Here is a 20,540-nt window from a genome sequence, read left to right as displayed (position 1 = left end):
CGAGTAGATAATAACTTGTCAGCGGCAAAAAAACTAACACTAATGACAGACAAAACATTAGGATGTAAGAGTGAGAGTTCAATCAGACCCTTTACATTCATTGTTGGATGGTAGCTGGTTCAAGTTAATTTGCGGTGCCAGCTATCAGCATCTTCCTGCAGTTCGCAGTTTGGCTTTAGCTTATAGTCTGGCTGGAGCTGACTGCATCGATGTAGCTGCCGATCCTGCTGTGATTGCTGCTGCTCAGGAAGGTATCAGCATAGCCCAAAAACTACAAGAAAAATCTAATCTCAATACTTTGCCCTGGTTAATGGTCAGTATTAGTGATGGGGAAGATCCTCATTTTCGTAAGGCAGAGTTTGATTTAAATCAATGTCCTAGTGATTGTCCGCAACCTTGTGTTCAGGTTTGCCCTGCTGAGGCGATCAATTTTAACTTTGGTGGGGTTATAGATGATCTTTGTTATGGTTGTGGTCGCTGTGTACCAATTTGTCCAGAAGAATTAATTGGTACTCGTTCTTTCGTATCCAGTCCTAAGGAAGTTGTACCTTGGATTGAATCGATGACCATAGATGCAATTGAGATACATACTCAGGCGGGGCATCATGATGACTTCCTAAGAGTATGGAAGAATGTTGCCCCTATAGTTGGGCGGCTTAAGTTATTGGCGATTAGCTGTACTGACGCGCCAAATATTATCGATTATTTGCGATCGCTCTATGAATTAATTAGTCCCTTACCTTGCCCTCTAATTTGGCAAACTGATGGACGCTCTATGAGTGGAGATATCGGGAGGGGAACAACCCATGCCGCGATCGCTTTTGCCCAGAAAGTTTTACAGGCGAAACTGCCTGGACATGTTCAGCTTGCTGGGGGAACTAACGACTATACAGTAGAAAAACTCAGACAGGAAAATATGCTGCGGCCCCAAAAATTGCGCTCTAAGTATAATTCTGTCTCTGGAGTAGCTTATGGTAGCTATGCTCGTGGTATTTTATCGCCAATATTAGCTAAATTAGAAATAACTGGACTGCAAAATACACAACTAAATTTAACTATAAATCGACCAATGAACCAGCTTAATTTAAAGCTAGAACAGGACATAGAGCTATTAGGGCAAGCTGTTGGGATGGCTAGCCAATTAGTCAGCCAAATTAAAAAAATATCTTAGCCATTAGCCCTTCGGGTTCAGCACTTTGCTCAAGTCGGGGAACCCGCCCAACGCAAGTGCTTCACCATTAGCCATTAGCTACTAGCTTTTTTTTGAATATTCTTACCAATTAATATTTATTAGCCAAAGATCTATTTTTAAATGCAGTCAGAAATACCTTCCCATCGGATGCAAATTACCGATAACCTGGATAAGTTACTCACCATTTTTCCCGATTCGATTCGCTCTAAGTTAGAAGAAAATCTTCAGCAGGATAGCAAAAACCTGATTGAAGTAGTTATGGATCTTGGCAGACTACCTGAGGCCCGTTTTAGCGATCGCGTTACCTATATTCGTGATGAACCTGTAACCAAGGCAGAGATTCAACACTGTATTGACCGTGTAGGGATGTTTAGCACTGATAATCGCGCAGGAATCGAACGAACTCTGCATCGCATTAGCGCCATTCGTAATCGTACTGGAGAAATTATTGGTCTAACCTGCCGTATTGGACGAGCAATTTTCGGTACGATTGTGATGATCCGCGATCTAGTAGAAACAGGACAATCAATTCTATTGCTAGGTCGCCCCGGTGTAGGGAAAACTACCGCCCTTCGAGAAATTGCCAGAGTTTTAGCAGATGATCTCGAAAAACGAGTGGTGATCATCGATACTTCTAACGAAATTGCAGGAGATGGTGATATCCCTCACCCTGCTATAGGTCGCGCTCGTAGAATGCAGGTAGCTCGTCCCGAACTACAGCATCAAGTGATGATCGAGGCGGTTGAGAACCATATGCCTGAAGTAATTGTTATTGATGAAATCGGTACAGAGCTAGAGGCTATGGCCGCCAGAACTATTGCTGAACGGGGAGTGCAGCTCGTAGGTACGGCTCACGGGAATACTGTTGAGAATCTAATTAAGAACCCTACCCTGTCTGATTTGGTAGGAGGGATCCAAAGCGTTACCTTGGGAGATGACGAAGCCCGCCGTCGTCGAACCCAGAAAACCGTTTTAGAAAGAAAAGCACCACCAACCTTCGCCATTGCTGTAGAAATGCTCGAAAGGCAGCGTTGGGTGGTTCATGATGATGTAGCAGCTACCATAGATACACTATTACGAGGTATTGAACCTCCCGCTCAGGTTAGAACTGTGGATGACAGTGGTGAAGTGACAATTATTCATGAAGACTCTCAGCCATCTTTTAAACCTTTAGCCACAAACAACAATACTACGGCAGTTACTCCATTACATCCCCAAGGTTTAAGAGCATCGGGGAAAATGACTCCCGTATCGATTCAAGGAGGGAAATCTAAACGAGGTAATTCAGAATTTGAGAGGATGCTAGAACGGTCTTGGCGGACTCAAGACCCCAATAGTCAAAAAATTCGTACTCCTGGCCCCAATGGAGAAGATTGGCCTGTTTATATTTATGCTTATGGAATTGGTCGCTCCCAGCTGGATCAGGTCATTGAGGTATTAGATTTACCAGTGATGTTAACCAAAGATTTAGACGAAGCGGATGCAGTAGTAGCATTGCGATCGCAGATCAAACATCATTCCAAGTTACGCAATATTGCTAAAGACCGTCATATACCAATTTATACGGTCAAATCAAATACGATTCCTCAAGTTACTCGGGTTTTTCGCCAAATCTTAAATTTAGACGATCCGAATATTCCCGAACCAACTGATTTACGATTGTTTAGCAAGGCTGGAAATGATGACGAAATAGAAGCCTTAGAAGAAGCTAGACTAGCCGTAGAGCAAATTGTGATTCCCAAAGGACAACCAGTAGAATTACTACCGCGATCGGCAAAAGTAAGGAAAATGCAGCATGAACTGATCGAGCATTACCGTTTACAATCCGATAGCTTTGGTGACGAGCCTAATCGCCGCCTGAGAATATATCCTGCTTAATGAATAAGTAATTAGCAATGAGTAATTGAGTTTAAGCGTTCTCTGCTCAATTACTCGAAACTCGAAACTCCTGATAAGTAGATCCACTTTATTAAACATGGAATGGTTAAGATCGGGGTTAGGTGATAGGGGTTAGGGATTAGGGAGAATCATCTTCAATTTTTTTACTGTTCTATTAGACGTTTTATTAGGTGGAGCTACTTACTCAGCAACATATTGCTTAAGTAATATCCGAAATGCTAGGTGAATATGATTGGGAGATGACAGTAGGGTTTTTGCCGAGCAATCTACCTTCGCTGTAGGAGATAGTCACCATCATCAATTATCCGCTAATGCAATACAGCAATTATTTTGCTCACTCTTATCAAGAAGCCCGTGATAATTTCATGGCTTGCTGTGCCGAGCGAGCAACCTTCGTCAAATCATGGCAACATTCCTTGAGAGGTATCGCGGGCGAAAAACTGTATGTTGATTTAGCTTGGTTTGGCGATCTAGCAGCCAAAAAAGTAATAGTCTTAGTATCTGGAACTCATGGAATAGAGGGATATTGTGGTTCGGGTATCCAAGTAAGTTCAATTCAAACAGGCTGGCATCGTCAAGCTGATCGCAATCTGGCAATCATAATGATTCATGGGCTAAATCCCTGGGGCATGAGTCATCTTAGACGGGTAAATGAAGAAGGAGTAGATCTGAATCGAAATTTTCGAGATTTTCAGCAGCCATTGCCCAGCAATTCCCTTTATGATGATTTATCCGAGGTGATTGTGCCTCCAGAATGGACAGAAGAAACTCAAGTTGAAACTCTAAATCAAATTGTTGAGTACTTATCTCAATCATCCTCTCACATTGAAGCTTTAGCCCAAGGGCAATATCACTATTGGTACGCACCTTTTTATGGTGGTGAAGTTCCTACTTGGTCAAATCGAGTCTTTTGCCAAATAATCAATCAATATTTGCAGAATAAGCAGGCAGTGGGTTTGCTTGACTATCACACTGGTTTAGGACAATATGCCACCGGTCAATTAATGAGTCTTGCCGCTAATACTGGGGAAACAGAGAATTTAGCGACGGCAGTTTGGGGAAATAAATTAGTAATTACTGGTTCAGCTAACTCCGTTGCTCCTTATCATCCTCAAGGAACTCTCATCGCAGCACTACAAAATAAATTGACTCAATCAAATTGTCTTGCTGCTGCCTATGAATTTGGCACCATAACAGAAGTAGAAGTTTTTAATGCTCTGCGAGCCGATCATTGGCTACAAGCATATGGAGACTTTAACACTCAGCAAGCTCAAAGGATTAAACAAAATATGCTAAATGCTTTTTATAGCGATCGCCCTGACTGGCAAGAATCGATCTGTAATCTGGCATTTACTGCCCAACAAGAATTGTTAACAGGTTTGAAATCAATGTAATCAATGTAAAACAGACAGATAATAATTAATTTTCTACTAAGCGAAACAAAAGCAATTGACTAATCTGTTCATCATTAAAATTATCATCACTGATTAAGAGTAAACTCTGGCTACCATCGGGTAAACGAGGTCCGAGGGTCATCCCTTCGAGATTATCCAAATAAATTCCCAATTCTTGTAAATCAAATAAAAGTTGTTTTTTTAAAGGTCTTATTTGAGTTAAGTCTCCTTTAAGACTAGAAATATTACTGGTATCGGTAGCATTGCCAATAACTACCTGAAAAATTTTAGCTCCTGCTCCAGTAAAGCCAAAAGTTCGCTCTAAACTAAGAAAATAGCCTTCAGTCTGTAAAGCTAGTAATTCTGTTAAACCATTGGAAATGATTTCTATGGGTGCTGATTCAAGCAGATATAAATGTTCCGCAACTAAAACTGGATTGCCAATGGGATTAATTACATAGTGTAATAAACGAATCCTGGCTTGTTCTTCACCTTCATAGGATTCATCTTGAATTAATGCCGATTCAGTAGCCGTAAATAAGCGAAAGGGGTCTTCAGGTAAGCCAATACGATTAATCGTTAAAGATTCAAATGCTAGATTTTCTTGTATTCCTTGAGGTTGATCTGGCTCTTCATTGTCAAGATAGCGACCTGGTAAACGGACATTTAAAAGTTTTTTGCCAGTCTCTAAATCAAATTCGGCAATAAAAGGCTCGATATTTTGGGTCGGATTACCTTCGCTAGAGATAAAAATTGTATTCCTGGGAGAAAGAGCAAGTCCCTCTGGATCGATGCTATCGACTGGAAAATTTTGACCTTGTTCGTCCTTGAGCAAAATAACCTTTTTGGGCTTAAAGCTGTCTATTTTGATTTGGTCATTATCAGTTTGTTTGACCTTTAGCTCAAAAGTATAAAACCGAGCAGGAGAGCGTACACCTCGATCGTCAGACAACACATAAAACCGATCTTGTTGACGCTCATAGGCGATCGCTGATAGCCCACCGATTATAGTATCTTTAAATGTTGCTTGGGAAATTTCATATTGATCTACAAATTCTAGAGAAAAATTGCGAAACATTCGCTCTGTAGCGCTGACCCTCTGAGGCGGACTACAGGCTGTTAGAGAAAAGAGAATCAGAACAAGTAATAAATTAACTAAAAATCTTAAGGGAAATCCCACCTGGCGATCGCTCACAGTCTTTTTTGGCAGTAAAACATACATTATTCAATCTACCAGGTTAATCGAGCAGGTAGACTAATTATTAGAGCGGGATTATCAACTCTATTTCTCTGCATGGATATAATCGACAAAATAAAACTGTGGTTGCAACCAATATTTCAACCAACTCCAAATACCTAAACCTATAAGTGAAATAATTATTAGTAGCAAACCTAAACTACTTCTTAAATCGTCATTCATTACTGCCACCAGAGAAACAGTCAAAATAAAATTACCGATCAAGATTTTTTGTAATAATTGAATATTTTTGAGGGTCTGACGACAGCTACTACAGTTTTGAGTATGCTGCGTATAGCGATCTAATAATTGGGCGCGGTCAATATTGATGGGAGAACCAGGACTAGCTTCAATTCCTACCTCATGCCAAGGTAATTTTCCGTTGCTATAGTGATCAAACCAATTACGAAATTCAATGACTAAGCGATCTGCACTGGTAGGGAGTTTATAAGCAGCTTTCCAGTTACCAGATTGTTGTAACAATTGCTCTTGTTGCTTCAAGAGAATCATATCGCCATCTAAAACTAGATTTCGTATCTTAATATGCTCCCACCAACGGGGAGTTAAATGTTGCAGTCTTTTAGCAAAATTTCGGGTAAATTGAGCGACAATTTTTGATTTACCAGGAGCAACGGGAATACAGTAAGTCACTAAACCTACCTGTTTTTCTTCACTAAAAGAGATCTCATATTCCAGGCGACAAGGAGGCTGAAAGGTAATAGTCGTTTTAAATGGCTTATTAACACTTGCTTCGACTAAATCTATAGTAGATTGAGTTATTTTGAGGGGTATCGGTTTAGCGTTTTCCCTGTTTCCCTGCACTCCATGATGAGCAAATGGTACATGACTGGGGTCGGCGACATTCTCTACTAGAGTTTGCCAATCATATTCTAAATCTCGAACCATAGAAGACCAAACAAAACCTCGTTTCGCATCGATTTGAGGAGATAGGGGTAAACTAGTTTTGGCTGCCATTTCAGCAGATTTAGAATCCATCCAGACCCAAAGTAAGTCATTAGCTTGGCGAGAAGGAAATACAGTAGCGCATAGCTGTTGATTGTTATTGGTTAATTGAGGATTTTCTGCTTGAGGAATATGAGTACAATTGCCGAGACTATCAAATTGCCAGCCATGATAGCTACACATAAGATTTCCGGTCGTTTCATCGATCCTGGCTTCGCTCAAGGGTGCTAAACGATGAGGACACTGATCCAAAAATATTTGAAAACTATCAGAATTTTGGGGCTTCCAGATAACTAATTGAATTCCCAATACCGTTACCTTAGTCGGAATTTTGGGATCTAAGTCTTCGATAGGAGAAAGAGGGTACCAGTTTTGCCAAAAATTAAACTCAGTTTCCATTGATCGATTATGTTATTTACTATTAACTATTAATTATCGCTCTTTATGGGTTTTAGGGATTTAAGCTAAAAACGTCGGCTGTTATTTACCTCCTGTTTAATATTCAAATACTTGGGCATATTTTTGTTAACAATGGGATATCAAGGATTATTTGTTGGTTTAACGACGTTGGATTTTATTTATTTGAGCGATCGCTATCCTCAGGCAAATCAAAAAGTAGTGGCTCTAGATTATTTATCCGCAGCAGGAGGACCGGCGACCAATGCTGCGGTTGCTTTTAGTTATTTTGGTAATCAAGGAAAATTACTAACTGTTTTAGGGCAGCATCCCTTATGTCAATTAATTAAAACCGATCTCGAAAATTATCCAATCGACATACTGGATTTAATTCCTGAAAAATCAGCTAGTCCTTCAGTTTCATCGATCATCGTTACCGCTTCTACGGGAGAGCGTTCAGTAATTTCGATTAATGCTCTTAAATCTCAGGCTAAACGTTCGCAAATACCTGAAGATATTCTAACTAACGTAGACATTATTATGATTGATGGACATCAAATGGAAGTAAGTTGGGAACTTGTTAAAGTAGCCAAAAGTAAACAAATTCCGATAGTAATTGATGGCGGTAGCTGGAAACCAGGATTTGAAAAAGTACTGTCTTTTGTCGATTATGCTATTTGTTCGGCTAATTTCTATCCTCCCCAATGCCATCATACCGAAGAGGTGTTTGACTTTCTACAGAATATGGGGATTTCTCAAATAGCTATTACCAGAGGGAAACAGCCTATTCAATATCTTGATCGAGGAAAGATTTCTACTATACCTGTTGCTTCAATCAATGCTTTGGATACACTGGGTGCAGGAGATATTTTCCATGGTGCTTTTTGTCATTATATTCTTCAAGCAAATTTTCCTACTGCTCTAAGTAAAGCAGCGAACATAGCTAGTAAATCCTGTCAATTTTTTGGCACTAGAAGTTGGCTTACATCTTAATTCATCAGAATAGAAATCAATCCAGGGCTATTTCATTCTAGGTGATATTGTAATTGTGGTAGTGTAAATAAACTAGAAAAGTGAGTGAAATAGCGATAATAGAAGCATTCTCTCGAATGCCAGATCGTAGAAGAAAACAGGGAACAAGGCATTCATTACAATTATGTTTGGCTCTGTTTACACTGGGGGTGACAGCAGGCAACCAAGGCTTTCTTGCGCTCGGAGATTGGCTAAAATCGTACAGTGAAGAATTAAAAGAGTTATTTGAAGTCAGAAGAATCCCTTCTTACAGCACAATTAGGAGAGCATTATTAAATTTGGATTACGAGGAGTATTCAGCTAGATTAGCAAGTTTTTTTGAAATCAAACCGTTAGCAGGTGAGACTTTGGCATTGGACGGAAAAGTGTTAAAAGGCTCATACTTACTTTCGTCAGACAACCCTCATTGTGAGCCACACAAGGCAATCACATTAGTTACGGCTTACCTAGTTGAAAGAGGACTAATCCTAAGACCAGAAAAAGTTAAAAACAAGAGTAATGAAATTACCGCAATACCCAAATTTATTGAGGCTTTAGCCGTTGAAGGGGTAGTTTTTGCATTTGATGCAATCAATACACAAAAAAACTATTGAAACAATTATCAATAGCGGAAATCACTATCTTGCTGCTGTCAAAGGAAATCAACCCAAACTAGATCAAGCTGTAAAAACGAAATTTGTCGAACATGACAGTTTTTACAATATTTTTAAAGGTCACGGAAGAATCGAAAAACGCAGAGTTAGTACTGCTTACTTAGATTTGAAGTTGCCTAAATGGTCGAGTATTAAAACGCTCATTAAAGTAGAATCAGAACGCCAACTCAAGTATAAAACGGAGTTTAGTACCAGATACTATATCTCTGATTTGACCGAATCAGCCTTCGAGTTTTATCAAAGAATTCGTGGTTATTGGGGTGTAGAAAATAAAGTTCACTATGTTCGCGATGTTACTCAAGGAGAAGACAAATCTAGAATTCGTACCTTACCATTACCTCAGATTTTAGCGATCGCACGTAACTTAGCTCTCAATTTATATCGAGATTCTGGATTTGACAATATGGCTCAGGCACAACGTAAATGCCAATTCAGTTTAAAACAGATTGCTTCTCTTTTTAGAATGAAATAGCCCTGGAAATCAATCAACTAAAACAACAAAATATTGTGATCGCTTATTGATATTGGTCTAATTAAATTATGTATTATTTATCCTTCCTAATCTTGATTCCTGGTACTATTTTGAGTTTTTGGGCACAAAATAATATTAATTCTACAGTTAGTTCAATACCTTTTGATCGCTAATTCTCGTAGACGCTAACATTTAAGAGAGATTGTTCTAGAGCGATCGCTTGATCTGAAGTTAATTAAATCAGGTAAATTAAAATTTTTGATATGCCTAACTCTCAAATTGCGATCGCCAAATCTTTACCAGAGAATGATGTTATTATTGCCCAGCATTTTTATCAGTTATGGTTAGATAACAAAGTTCCCTCGGATTCTTTGCGGGAAGATTGGCTAGAAATAACTTTGAAATTTATCGAACAAGCACGTCAAGAATTTTCTTTTCAAGGTTTTATTGCCCAAGATATAAATAAAAATCAAATTGTAGGTTCTGCAAGTTGTCAACTATTTCAGGGTCTTTATCCATCACCGTTTAAATTAGAAAAACGGAAATACGGTTATATCTGGAACGTATTTGTTGAATCAGATTATCGTCGTCAAGGAATTGCAACTCAATTAACCAATAAAACTATCGAGTATCTCAAAAATTTAGACTGTACTAGAGCCGTTCTTCATGCTTCTCCCTGGGGAAAACCAGTATATGAAAATCTGGGTTTTATTCCTGGAAATGAAATGATTTTGGATTTACTCTAAAGCAATAATCAAGGAGAGTTGGGAGTTCGGAATTCGGAGTTAGAAGTTCTAATTTTTACCACTGTCAATTTTGCTTACCCGGCTACAGAAAGCCAATACCTCTGGGATGATGGATGTTTTTTGAGGATAAGGTACTTGGGGACGAGCAATAATAATTAACGGAACTTCTAATTCGGCTGCCACTTGACGTTTAATATTTTCACCTCCTGCCTTGCCAGAGGCTTTAGTAACAACTAGAGATATTTGCCACTTGCGCCACAAAGCTATTTCTAAGTTAATGCTAATAGGTGGACGAATAGCTATCAAGCGATCGCTTGTAAAACCAGATTCTAGAGCTATTTCTAGAGATTCTATTTTAGGCAAGATTCTCGCAAACAGAGTGGCGCGATCCTGCCAAACTTGAAACAAAGGTAAAGATTTACAACCGACAGTTAATAAAACTCGCTGATTTTGCAGATATTTCCCCGAAAGGAGAGTTGTAAAACTATCTAATTGAATTATCGATGAGTTAATTGAAATAGAATCTGATGGTTGATAATTAATTCTTTCAAAACGTAAATAAGGAATCTTGAGTTGGGTAGTAACGGCGATCGCCTGACGGGAAACTTCAACTGCATAGGGATGAGAGGCATCAACTACAGCGAGGATCATTTGCTCCTCACAAAAAGACTGCATTTGAATTTGATCCATACAGCCCACTAAAATGTTGCTAGTAAGAGGATAAAGAGACTTAGCCGATTGGCTTGTAACAGTAATAACCAAAGGTATTTGGTATGAGGCGATCGCTTTGGCTAAGGTTACACTTTCACTTGTGCCCCCAATGAGCCAAATATTTCCTCTCATTATCAGCAATTAACGTTTATTGACCCTTCAAAGCTTTGCGAAAATTACGACGATAAGATTTATTAGCAGCTAGCAGAACTGGCCATAATAAAGCTAATGTAATTCGTCCAGGTAAACTAGAGTTAAAATTAGTGCGGCGAAAACCAGATAAAAATTTCCAGATTCCACCCACGTAAATCAAGAACAATATAAAACCAATAAAGTGCGGCATATCTATATTGATTAAACAAACTTACAGCAACTTACATTCTAACAATTGTCAGATTTTCCTTCCCTTAAGCCCAGATCTAAATTTGCCAAGCCATACTGGACTGGTCATTGTTCTACAATACACAGTGAATATGAGCAAAGAGTGTTACTTGATTTTGCTGAAATCGCTTTAATTTTGCTTTTTTGCTCAACAACTGCTTTAAATTGGAAGTTATAAGATACAAAAAAATCAAAAAGTAAATTATTAAACGATCACTAGTTGTCCAAAATTAACATTAACCGATAAACAAGGAGGTCTAATGCGTGCAGTGCTAATGGCTGGAGGTTCGGGGACTAGGTTGCGTCCTTTGACTTGTGATCTTCCTAAGCCGATGGTGCCAGTACTTAACCGTCCCATCGCTGAGCATATCATTAACTTATTAAAACGCAACAGTATTACTGAAGTTATCGCTACTCTTTATTATCTGCCTGATGTGATGCGCGACTACTTCCAAGATGGGAGCGACTTCGGAGTAGAAATGACTTATGCCGTTGAAGAAGAACAACCCTTGGGAACTGCCGGCTGTGTCAAAAATATTCAACAATGGTTAAATGATACTTTTATTACCATTAGCGGGGATGCCATCACCGATTTTGATCTACAAGCGGCGATCGCCTTCCATCGTGAAAAGAAATCTAAAGCCACTCTGATTTTGACTCGCGTGCCTAACCCTGTTGAATTTGGGGTTGTAATTACCGATGAAGACGGAAAAATAAACCGCTTTTTAGAGAAGCCTTCCTTGAGCGAAATTTTCTCTGATACTGTAAATACAGGTACCTATATCCTAGAACCAGAAGTCTTAGATTATCTGCCAGAAAATGAAGAATCAGACTTTTCCAAAGATCTTTTTCCGTTATTGTTAAAGTATCAAGAACCGATGTATGGTTATGTCGCTGAAGGTTACTGGTGTGATGTAGGTCATCTAGAAGCTTATCGGGAAGCGCAGTACGATGGGTTAGCTAAAAAAGTTAAGCTAGATTTTACATATCACGAGAAATTTGCAGGAATTTGGATTGGCAACAATACCTATATTGATGCTAGTGCTGTTATCGAATCACCAGCTTTAATTGGTGATAATTGTCGGATTGGAGCAAGAGTAAGAATTGAGTCAGGGACGGTAATTGGCGATAACGTTACCATTGGAGCGGATGCCGATCTTAAACGTCCGATAATTTGGAATGGGGCTACTGTGGGAGATGAAGCTCATTTACGTGCCTGTACAATTGCTCGTGGCACAAGAATGGATCGTCGGGCGCAAGCTCTAGAGGGGGCAGTGGTAGGGGCTTTGTCCATTGTGGGAGAAGAAGCTCAAATTGCTCCTGGAGTAAGAGTTTGGCCCAGCAAAAGAATTGAATCGGGTGCGATTCTAAATATTAATTTAATCTGGGGCAATACCGCCCTGCGTCAACTTTTCAGACAAAGGGGAGTCTCAGGACTAGCTAACATTGACCTGACTCCAGAGTTTGTAGTTAAGTTGGGTGCATCTTATGGTTCAACTTTAAAGTTAGGTTCAACAGTAATTGTCTCTCGCGACCAGCGTAGTGTATCACGGATGGTTGGTCGAGCAATCATTGCCGGGTTAATGTCAGCGGGAATTAATGTGCAGAATCTAGAGGCTACAGCTATTCCCATTGCCCGCGCCATAATGACTAATCTGATCGATGTATCAGGAGGAATTCATATTCGTTTAGAACCCGATCGACCTGATTATCTATTGATTGAATTTTTTGATAAACAGGGGATTAATATTTCTAAGTCTCAAGAAAAGAAAATTGAGGGGGCTTATTTCAAGGAGGACTTGCGCCGAGTTGCCGTACAAGAAATTGGCAGTGTTGGCTATCCTAGCGGTATTCTCGATACTTATAGTCGTACCTTTGAAAAATACCTCAATATTGAGGCGGTACGAAATAGTGGTTCCAAAATTGTGATTGACTATGTCTACGCTGTATCTGGAGCAATTTTACCGCAACTTTTGGCTAAATTTGGCTGTGATGCAGTAGTACTAAATGCTAGCCTAAAAGAAATTGCTATTTCGGCGACCGAAAAAGAACTCTTGTTAGATCAACTTGGTCAAGTGGTAGAAGCCTTAGGAGCTAATTTTGGGGTACAGGTATCAGCCAACGGGGAGCAATTTATTCTGGTTGATGAGTCTAGTTTGCCGATTCGCGGAGAAATTTTGACCGCCTTAATGGTCAATACTATTTTTACTGCTAATCCTCGAAGTACAGTGGTTGTTCCTGTTCACGCCTCTAGTGCGGTGGAAGAAATCGCCCGTCGTCATGACGGCAAAGTAATCCGCACCAAGGTTAATCCTACTGCTTTGATGGCAGCTTCCCAAGATAACCCGAATGTAGTGCTAGGTGGCAACAGTGATATGGGATTTATTTTCCCTCAACTTCATCCAGGTTTTGACGCCATGTTTAGCATTGCCAAGTTAATTGAAATGTTAACCATTCAAGAGCGATCGCTGGCTGATATTCGCAATGATCTGCCTAATATCTGTCACAAATCTTATTCGATACGTTGCCCCTGGAAAGTCAAAGGTGCCTTGATGCGATACTTAGTTGAAAATCATCCTCCAGAAAATTTGGAATTGATTGATGGCGTTAAAATTGTTAACCCCCACAACGATAAATGGATTTTGATTTTGCCCGATGCCGGGGAGCCTTTGGTACATATTTATGCTAACAGTCGCGATCGCACTTGGGTCGATCAGCAACTAGCTGAATATCGTCATAAAGTCCAAAGTTTTATCGATCGCGAGCAAGGTTAACCTATAAAATTGCGATTAAAATTGCTAGCAAGATGCAAGTCACAGCAACAAATAGTACAATTGTTCAGACAGTTGTTAGTAGTCAGATATAAAGGAGTAATAAACCGATGAATAGCTGTATTTTAATGGCGCAGATCGTTAGCGATCCTGAACTACGTTCTACTCAAGATCAAACTAGTGTATCTTCAATGATGGTAGAGTTTGAATCCACTAGAGAAGGAGAAGCACCAGGTAAAGTACAGGTAGAAGGATGGGGAAACTTAGCCGAAGAGATTAAGAATACTTATAGTGCTGGAGATCAAATTATTATTGAAGGTCGTTTGTCAATGAATTTGTTTGATATGCCAGAAGGATACAAAGAAAAGCGAGCCAAACTAGTAGCCTCAAGGATTTACCCTCTTGGTAATCCTAGTCCCAGTATCTCAGGTTTTGCTACTAACAACCAATCTGGGTATCAACCGTCTAGCAATAACCCTAGTAATCCAGCAGATTTTGATATCCCTCCCCAACCTAAACCTGCACCTGCTTATTCTGACCATACCCCAGTTGAAACTATTTCTGAGCCAAGTAGCGCACCTGCAAGCACTAGTAATGAGGACTGGGATGAAATTCCCTTTTAACGATCTACTTTACTCTAAGCTATCAGCTATTAGCTTTTGACCAATCTTTTATAACAGTTATTAAGACGGAGTAAGGTAGATTATCTGATAATTATACTTACTGCTTAAACAGTTTCATCACTAGACTTCAAACTCTAAAACCATTAGCATTAGCTACGAAGTAAAAAAGTTATGGTTGAGGAAAAAGTTTGAGCAAGCTATTAAAAATAGCCCATATAATTGATCTGATCAATGAATGGATTGGTCGCATTACCTATTGGCTAGTATTATTGATGGTTGCCGTAGGAACGTGGAATGTTTTAGGGCGATATTTAGGGCGTATGATCGGTACTAATCTTACTTCTAATGCCCTTATCGAAATACAATGGTATCTATTTGACGTGGTATTTCTTTGTGGTGCAGCCTATGCACTCAAATATAACGAACACGTTCGGGTAGATATTTTTTATAAAAACTGGAGTCGTCGTCGCCAAGCTCTAGCTAATTTTGTTGGCAATATTATATTTTTAATTCCGTTTAGTTGTTTAATAATTTATTATTCTTGGGGAACAGTAATTAATTCCTGGAAGATACGGGAGATGTCTCCCGATCCTGATGGTTTACCCCGCTATCCGATCAAATTTACGATTATTATTGCTTTTATTTTATTAATTTTCCAAGGAATTTCCGAAGCGATTAAGAATTGGCATATATATCAAGAAACTAATACCAGTCAGGAGGATAACTAAGATGAATTATGACTGGTTGGGAATGGCAATGTTCGCCGGAGCATTAGTCTTATTATCCTTTGGTTTTTCCGTTGCTTTTTCTTTGGGAGGGGTGGCTATTATATTTGCCCTGATTGGTGCAGCAGTGGGAGAATTTAGTTTTAGTTTTTTCAATGCTATGCCCAGCCGTATTTTTGGCATTATGGGCAACTATACCCTCCTGGCAATTCCCTATTTTATCTTTCTCGGTTCAATGCTGGAAAAAACAGGTATTGCTGAGAAGTTGTTAGAAACTATGGGTATTCTCTTTGGCAAAGTACGAGGTGGTTTAGCTTTAGCAGTAGTAATAGTTGGAGCATTATTGGCTGCTTCTACGGGAGTGGTAGCAGCTACCGTAGTGGCAATGGGCTTAATTTCTCTGCCGATTATGTTGCGCTATGGCTATAGTAAAGAATTAGCAGCCGGTGTAATTGTTGCTTCTGGTACTTTAGGACAAATAATTCCCCCCAGTGTAGTCCTAGTTGTTTTAGGAGATCAGCTTGGTATTCCTGTCGGTGATTTATTTATCGGTTCACTAATTCCTGGGTTAATGATGGCAGGGGCTTTTGCGCTTCACGTTGTGATTGTCGCTTGGCTCAAGCCGGAAGTTGCTCCCGCTCTTCCCCCTAGCGTCAGAATTGGTGGTAAAAAGCTATTAGTTCGAGTAATGACCGTGATGCTTCCCCCTCTTTTATTAATCATGGTAGTGCTGGGCAGTATTTTTCTGGGTATAGCTACACCTACTGAAGCAGGTGCCTTAGGGTCAGTAGGAGCGATAATTTTAGCAGCATTTAATCGTCAGTTGAATTGGGCAGCGTTGCGTGAGGTCTGTGATGCAACTATGCGCATTACTACCATGGTTATGTTTATTCTCCTGGGTTCAACTGCTTTTAGTCTGGTATTTCGGGGTTTGGGGGGAGACAGATTTATGGAAAACCTTCTCATCAATATCCCAGGAGGCGTAATCGGCTTTTTATTAGTTAATATGCTGGTGATCTTTTGCTTAGGTTTCTTTATTGATTTCTTTGAGATTGCTTTTATTGTAATTCCGATATTTGCCCCCGTTGCTCAACAGTTGGGGATAGATTTGGTATGGTATGGGGTGATTATTGGAGCTAATTTGCAAACATCTTTCTTAACTCCACCTTTTGGCTTTGCCCTCTTTTATTTACGAGGAGTAGCGCCACCAGAACTCAAAACCGAGGAAATTTATCGCGGGGCAATTCCGTTTATTTTGTTACAACTTTTGGTGCTAGCTCTAATTATTACTTTTCCTCAAATAGTTAATTTTTTGCCAGCTTTAAGTTCATCTCCAGCTCCAATCTAGGATATCTAAATACTAAGTAGAAAGAAATATGAATAATTTATATTTACTGCTTACAAAAAACCAAAATATTTTAAACCTTCTAAAATACCACCTGCATAGCCTGACTGAGCTAAGTAGAGCTTGTCATTTTTGTTATCTTCATACCATTGAAGTAATTCTGGCTTCGCATTACCCACAATCAAGCCTTTTTCTTGTCCCTGAAATAGAGAAATATCGTTACCAGAATCACCACAAACTATAGTTTGTTCGGCAGTGATATTCCATCTCTGACGTAAGAATTTTACGGCTAAACCTTTATCTCCATTTTGTGGTAATAAATCTAAATCTTGACCAGCACTATAGATCAGCTTGATCATATAACCTTGATCGCTCAGCGCAGATTTTAATCTGGTGATGATTTCTTCAGATACTGCTTCAGCCAAATAGTAACTAATTTTAAACGGATTTTGTTCTGATTTTGGCTGAGATTGTAATTCACTAAATTGGTTGGCGATCGCTATGATTTCATCTCGATCCCAACCCTGGGAGAGGATGTTTGCCCATTCTGGATCAAATTGTTCTTGATTTTGATCAAAATACATTTCTGTTCCCACAGAAGTAATTAGAGCATCTGGAGGTATCAAAGATTTTGCTTCTGCAAGTAAACGATACAAATAAAGAGAACGCCCCGTAGCATAGACAATTTTACTGCTGTATTTTTCACGGTGATTAGTCAACTGCTGGTTGAGTTTTGCTAGCGCGGGATCGTCTCCAACCAGGGTATTGTCTAAATCAGTTACAAATAATAAAGGGCTCATACTTGGGGAATTCATAAAAATATTCAAACTTTAAATAGCAATATTTGCTATTGAAAATACATACACTATATAAACACTATATTTAGCAAATTAAGGAAAAATTGCCCGATGCCAAAAATTATCCTCAGATTTAATCTTTTTAGTAAATAACTAAATAGTCGGGTAATTTCTCTCTATTATGCTCAAAAAAGATAAATTGTATAGTGATCTCAAATAAATACTATTTGGCAATAAAACAATCAAATTATCCCAGAGACTAACTCAACTCTTTACAACTGGAGACACAAACTGGTTAGCTGGAGATTGGTTGAGACAGTAATTTCGTGACAGCAAGAGGGCTGAAACTTTGGGCGTAGAACTTCGTAGTTACGTATATTTAGATAGATTGCAATCCCAGAATGCAGCCTACATCGGCACAGTGGCATTAGGATTTTTACCTTTACCAGGAGATGCTTCTTTATGGATTGAAATATCTCCTGGTATTGAAATAAATCGTATTACTGATGTTGCTCTCAAATCTGCGGTAGTACGTCCAGGAGTTCAATTTGTCGAAAGACTTTATGGACTACTAGAAATTCATGCTAGTAAGCAAGGAGAAGTAAGAGCAGCAGGAAGGGCGATCCTTCAAACATTGGGAGTGAAGCAACAAGACAGCTTAAAACCTCAGGTAGTTTCTAGTCAAATTATTCGTAATATTGATGCTTATCAGGCACAGCTAATTAATCGTGATTGCCGTGGGCAGATGTTACTGGCTGGACAGACTCTTTATGTCTTAGAAGTACAGCCAGCAGCTTACGCAGCTCTTGCTGCCAATGAAGCGGAAAAAGCAGCGTTAATTAATATTCTCAAAGTAACCGCAATAGGAAGCTTCGGCAGAGTCTATTTAGGAGGTGAAGAACGAGATATTATTGCTGGCTCGATAGCAGCTCTAGCAGCAATTGAAAGTATTAGTGGACGAGAAAGTTTGACTCAGAAAAATAATGAATAGTTGGCTGAAATGGGAATCTTAAAACAGATAGTAACTGATGTTAAGCAGTTACACCAGATTGCAATAGTTTCAGCAATTATTTTTGAACGAAATATTCAGGCTTTCAGTTCTGACGTGCGTAACATCAGATAATAAGTAAGAAATCAAATAAATGCGATCGCAATTAGAGGTAGATTCGTGGCGAATATTGAACATTTAACTAAACTTAGACAGGGGGCAATCAGTTGGATTAATTGGCTAGATAGTAGTCATCAACCAATAATCGATTTGATCAATGCCGATCTTCGGGGAGTAAATTTACCTGAGGTTTATTTAGTTAAAGCAGATTTAACTGGTGCCGATCTTTGTAGTGCTGAACTAGTTAAAGCGAATCTGACGGGAGCTAATTTAGAATCAGCAGAATTAATTGACGCTAATCTCCAACAAAGTAACTTAACGGGGGCAAATTTGCAGTCAGCCTATCTAATTGATGCAGATTTACATCAAGCGAACCTGATTGGAGCAGATTTAAGAGCAATTATGGGACGCAGTGCTAATTTTAGTCAGGCTAACTTAATTGGTACATCGATTAGACAAGCTCAATTGCGGATGGCAAACTTTATGCAGGCAAAGCTTAACCGTGCTAATCTCAGTGAGACAGCTTTAGCTCAGGCTAGTTTTGACCAGGCAGACTTATCAGGAGCCAACTTTTTTGAGGCAGAATTACAGTCCGCCAGTTTTTATCGAGCTAACTTATATCGAGTTAAAGCGATCGCAACTCACCTGAGTAATAGCTATTTCTTGGCTAGCAGTTTACTAGAAGCCAACTTGACACGCTGTGACTTACGTTGGGCAAATATGAGCTACGCCAACCTCCAAAGTGCAGATTTACAGGAAGCTAAACTACGAGGTACCAATTTAACCAAAGCTAATTTAACCGGAGCTAACTTAGCCAAGGCTAATCTAAGAGGCGCCAACTTGACTAACGCCAACCTCAGTCAAGCTAATTTAACAGGGGCAAACATCGAAGATACCATTTTTGACAAGGCAATCTTAACAAATACAATTATGCCTGATAGAACTATACATCTATAGACAATATTATTTACAAAGCGATCGCTTTTGATAATTCGAGAGTAAGATCGGGTTCTCTTAAAATTAATTTGATGCTCGTTTGTTGAGTAGTATTTTGCCCTGAAAAGACAGTGCTTTCGTTAGGCTTGGTTTATCTGAAACATAAAAATAACACTAATTAATATAGCTAGAATAACTAACCAAAAAGTAGTTGCAATCCCAGTTATTTTACTAGCCTGAAACTTTTGCCACCATTGCTGGGGACGAACATCTCGCAACCAAAAAGTGGCGATCGCAGCTAAATTGAGACAAACAATATTAGTTGACACTAAAACTGCTGTTTCAATCGCAGGTTGCCATAACTGAGAACCAATTAGCATTCCTAAAACTACTAAAGGAGGCAATAGTGCCACCGAAACCATCACTCCAACTACTGCTTTTTGTTCGTCAACTGTCAGAGAAATTGCTCCAGCTACTCCTGAAGCAAAAGCTAAAACAACATCAGAAAGATTTACGCTGGTTCTGATGGCAATCTCATTCATTCCCAGATTGACTGGTACTAATATGCCCAACAAAATTGACAGCAGTAAAGATATAACAATTTCTGTTAAACCAACCTTTATAGTTTTAATTGCTAGGGATAGATCGCCAAAGGTAGTAGCCACTGCTAACGCCATGTTGGGTTTCAGTAAGGGGGCGATTACCATTGCCCCAATTATTACTACTTCGCTTCCTTGTACTAAACCGATCGCGGCGATCACCGTAGATAAAATGACCAAAGAAATTTCTGTAGTGTCGAGGCGAATACCTTGGGAGATTTGAGTATAAACTTCTTGTTGGTCGACGCGATCATCTTTATCTGTTTCAGAGAATTTAGGCAATTTTACATTAGTTTGACTCGGTCTGGTTTCTGCTGGTAATACCAACAGTTGACAGTCTTCGAGGTTAGGAAATTTTTGTTTTAAATCGTCTACTACTGTCTCGACTCGTTCTTTCTTCAGTAAGATGTTGACCAAAAGTTGCTGTTGTGATTTAAAAATCGATTCGGTTTCTAACCCAGGATAAGAAGATAGCAGTTGTTGGATGTTTTGTTCTTCTGTCAAAGGTAGAAAAACTTTAATTAAGCATAAATCCATTAATTTTTAGCTCAAATTGTCTT

17 protein-coding genes and 1 pseudogene are annotated in these 20,540 nt (G+C 39.3%); 12 read left to right on the top strand and 6 right to left on the bottom strand.

The features are described from left to right. Positions 1-70: 70 nt before the first annotated feature. The 3 genes from ldpA to PLEUR7319_RS0108970 all read left to right on the top strand — a co-directional run bounded on the left by ldpA (position 71) and on the right by PLEUR7319_RS0108970 (position 4,485). Positions 71-1,171 (top strand): circadian clock protein LdpA, encoded by a 1,101-nt coding sequence (gene ldpA, locus PLEUR7319_RS0108980; protein WP_036798798.1) that lies wholly within the window; start codon positions 71-73, stop codon positions 1,169-1,171. A gap of 141 nt (positions 1,172-1,312) precedes the next feature. Continuing rightward, on the top strand, positions 1,313-3,070 hold the full coding sequence (locus PLEUR7319_RS0108975) for a R3H domain-containing nucleic acid-binding protein (protein ID WP_019504887.1): 1,758 nt from the start codon (positions 1,313-1,315) through the stop codon (positions 3,068-3,070). 332 nt (positions 3,071-3,402) lie between these two features. Then, positions 3,403-4,485: a DUF2817 domain-containing protein gene (locus PLEUR7319_RS0108970; protein ID WP_019504886.1), complete on the top strand. Its 1,083-nt coding sequence runs from the start codon at positions 3,403-3,405 to the stop codon at positions 4,483-4,485. 25 nt (positions 4,486-4,510) lie between these two features. On the opposite strand, the gene PLEUR7319_RS0108965 is transcribed toward PLEUR7319_RS0108970, so the two are convergent. Together PLEUR7319_RS0108965 and PLEUR7319_RS0108960 are read right to left on the bottom strand one after the other, a co-directional pair. Further along, positions 4,511-5,707, bottom strand: a complete 1,197-nt coding sequence (locus tag PLEUR7319_RS0108965) for an esterase-like activity of phytase family protein (protein WP_019504885.1) — start codon at positions 5,705-5,707, stop codon at positions 4,511-4,513. Positions 5,708-5,767: 60 nt separating this feature from the next. Continuing rightward, positions 5,768-7,084 (bottom strand): Rieske 2Fe-2S domain-containing protein, encoded by a 1,317-nt coding sequence (locus tag PLEUR7319_RS0108960; protein ID WP_019504884.1) that lies wholly within the window; start codon positions 7,082-7,084, stop codon positions 5,768-5,770. Positions 7,085-7,216: 132 nt separating this feature from the next. On the opposite strand from PLEUR7319_RS0108960, the gene PLEUR7319_RS0108955 reads away from it, so the two are divergent. The 3 genes and pseudogenes from PLEUR7319_RS0108955 (at position 7,217) to PLEUR7319_RS0108940 (ending at position 9,984) form a co-directional block, all read left to right on the top strand. Continuing rightward, positions 7,217-8,074, top strand: coding sequence for a sugar kinase (locus PLEUR7319_RS0108955; protein ID WP_019504883.1), 858 nt, complete (start codon positions 7,217-7,219; stop codon positions 8,072-8,074). A 116-nt stretch (positions 8,075-8,190) separates the two neighbouring features. Further along, positions 8,191-9,238, top strand: a pseudogene (locus tag PLEUR7319_RS43445) (ISAs1 family transposase). A gap of 263 nt (positions 9,239-9,501) precedes the next feature. Beyond that, on the top strand, positions 9,502-9,984 hold the full coding sequence (locus PLEUR7319_RS0108940) for a GNAT family N-acetyltransferase (protein WP_019504882.1): 483 nt from the start codon (positions 9,502-9,504) through the stop codon (positions 9,982-9,984). Positions 9,985-10,032: 48 nt separating this feature from the next. Here PLEUR7319_RS0108940 and PLEUR7319_RS0108935 read toward each other — a convergent pair whose 3' ends face one another. Then, positions 10,033-10,827, bottom strand: a complete 795-nt coding sequence (locus tag PLEUR7319_RS0108935; RefSeq protein ID WP_019504881.1) for a cobalt-precorrin-6A reductase — start codon at positions 10,825-10,827, stop codon at positions 10,033-10,035. 16 nt (positions 10,828-10,843) lie between these two features. Further along, complete coding sequence (locus PLEUR7319_RS0108930) at positions 10,844-11,038, bottom strand: hypothetical protein (protein ID WP_019504880.1); 195 nt, start codon at positions 11,036-11,038, stop codon at positions 10,844-10,846. Between the two features lie 298 nt (positions 11,039-11,336). Between PLEUR7319_RS0108930 and PLEUR7319_RS0108925 the strand changes: the two genes are divergently transcribed. The 4 genes from PLEUR7319_RS0108925 (at position 11,337) to PLEUR7319_RS0108910 (ending at position 16,543) form a co-directional block, all read left to right on the top strand. After that, positions 11,337-13,850, top strand: a complete 2,514-nt coding sequence (locus PLEUR7319_RS0108925; protein WP_019504879.1) for a mannose-1-phosphate guanyltransferase — start codon at positions 11,337-11,339, stop codon at positions 13,848-13,850. A 107-nt stretch (positions 13,851-13,957) separates the two neighbouring features. Continuing rightward, positions 13,958-14,470, top strand: coding sequence for a single-stranded DNA-binding protein (locus PLEUR7319_RS0108920; RefSeq protein ID WP_019504878.1), 513 nt, complete (start codon positions 13,958-13,960; stop codon positions 14,468-14,470). A gap of 188 nt (positions 14,471-14,658) precedes the next feature. Then, positions 14,659-15,198, top strand: coding sequence for a TRAP transporter small permease subunit (locus tag PLEUR7319_RS0108915; RefSeq protein ID WP_019504877.1), 540 nt, complete (start codon positions 14,659-14,661; stop codon positions 15,196-15,198). Position 15,199: 1 nt separating this feature from the next. Beyond that, positions 15,200-16,543 carry a TRAP transporter large permease subunit gene (locus tag PLEUR7319_RS0108910; RefSeq protein WP_019504876.1) on the top strand — a complete coding sequence of 448 codons (1,344 nt, stop codon included), beginning with the start codon at positions 15,200-15,202 and terminating at the stop codon, positions 16,541-16,543. A 50-nt stretch (positions 16,544-16,593) separates the two neighbouring features. Here PLEUR7319_RS0108910 and PLEUR7319_RS0108905 read toward each other — a convergent pair whose 3' ends face one another. Continuing rightward, positions 16,594-17,340 carry a sucrose-phosphate phosphatase gene (locus PLEUR7319_RS0108905; RefSeq protein ID WP_026102405.1) on the bottom strand — a complete coding sequence of 249 codons (747 nt, stop codon included), beginning with the start codon at positions 17,338-17,340 and terminating at the stop codon, positions 16,594-16,596. Positions 17,341-17,686: 346 nt separating this feature from the next. On the opposite strand from PLEUR7319_RS0108905, the gene PLEUR7319_RS0108900 reads away from it, so the two are divergent. Both PLEUR7319_RS0108900 and PLEUR7319_RS0108895 read left to right on the top strand, forming a co-directional pair. Beyond that, complete coding sequence (locus PLEUR7319_RS0108900; RefSeq protein ID WP_019504874.1) at positions 17,687-18,328, top strand: microcompartments protein; 642 nt, start codon at positions 17,687-17,689, stop codon at positions 18,326-18,328. 177 nt (positions 18,329-18,505) lie between these two features. Beyond that, on the top strand, positions 18,506-19,402 hold the full coding sequence (locus PLEUR7319_RS0108895) for a pentapeptide repeat-containing protein (RefSeq protein ID WP_019504872.1): 897 nt from the start codon (positions 18,506-18,508) through the stop codon (positions 19,400-19,402). 119 nt (positions 19,403-19,521) lie between these two features. On the opposite strand, the gene PLEUR7319_RS0108890 is transcribed toward PLEUR7319_RS0108895, so the two are convergent. Next, complete coding sequence (locus PLEUR7319_RS0108890; RefSeq protein WP_019504871.1) at positions 19,522-20,517, bottom strand: TIGR00341 family protein; 996 nt, start codon at positions 20,515-20,517, stop codon at positions 19,522-19,524. Positions 20,518-20,540 lie beyond the last annotated feature (23 nt).

The organism is Pleurocapsa sp. PCC 7319 (assembly GCF_000332195.1).
GTDB lineage: Bacteria > Cyanobacteriota > Cyanobacteriia > Cyanobacteriales > Xenococcaceae > Waterburya.
The sequence above is the reverse complement of the archived record's forward strand: the minus strand, read 5'-3'. Positions and strand labels throughout refer to the sequence as shown.